This is a genomic window from Nocardia miyunensis NBRC 108239, assembly GCF_001613065.1.
GTDB classification, from domain to species: domain Bacteria; phylum Actinomycetota; class Actinomycetes; order Mycobacteriales; family Mycobacteriaceae; genus Nocardia; species Nocardia miyunensis.
Window position 1 is genome coordinate 1 of record NZ_BDBQ01000203.1, and the last position, 797, is coordinate 797.

A 797-nucleotide genomic window follows, 5' to 3' on the forward strand; every position below is an offset into this window, starting at 1 on the left:
TTGGGGTTGATGGTGGTGTTGCCGATCGGTGGCGCGGACATGCCCGTGGTGATCTCCCTACTCAACGCGTTGACCGGGCTCTCGGCTGCGGCGGCGGGGTTGGCGTTGAACAACACCGCGATGATCGTGGCCGGGATGATCGTGGGCGCGTCGGGCAGTATTTTGACGAATTTGATGGCCAAGGCGATGAACCGGTCCATTCCCGCGATCGTCGCGGGTGGTTTCGGTGGCGGCGGTACCGCACCCAGTGGGTCCGGTGGTGAGCAGCGCCAGGCCAAGGCCACCAGCGCGGCGGACGCGGCGATCCAGATGGCGTACGCGAATCAGGTGATCGTGGTGCCCGGTTACGGTATGGCCGTGGCCCAAGCCCAGCACGCGGTCAAGGAAATGGCGTCGCTGCTGGAGGGCAAGGGTGTGGAGGTCAAGTACGCGATCCATCCCGTCGCCGGGCGTATGCCCGGGCATATGAACGTGCTGCTGGCCGAGGCGGAGGTCTCCTATGACGCGCTCAAGGAGATGGACGACATCAACGGTGAGTTCGGTCGTACGGATGTGGCGTTGGTGATCGGGGCCAACGATGTCACCAACCCCGCCGCCCGCGAGGACTCCTCGTCTCCGATCTACGGGATGCCGGTGTTGAACGTGGACCAAGCCCACAGTGTCATCGTGTTGAAACGCTCCATGAACTCCGGGTTCGCCGGAATCGACAACCCCCTGTTCTACGCCGACCACACCTCGATGCTGTTCGGCGACGCCAAGAAATCCGTCTCCGCAGTCACCGAAGAACTCAAGGCGCT

At 63.6% G+C, this 797-nt stretch carries 1 protein-coding gene; it reads left to right on the plus strand.

What is annotated here, in order from left to right:
• A partial coding sequence (locus NM2_RS47000; protein WP_169816383.1) for an NAD(P)(+) transhydrogenase (Re/Si-specific) subunit beta occupies positions 1–797 on the plus strand: 797 nt, incomplete at both ends.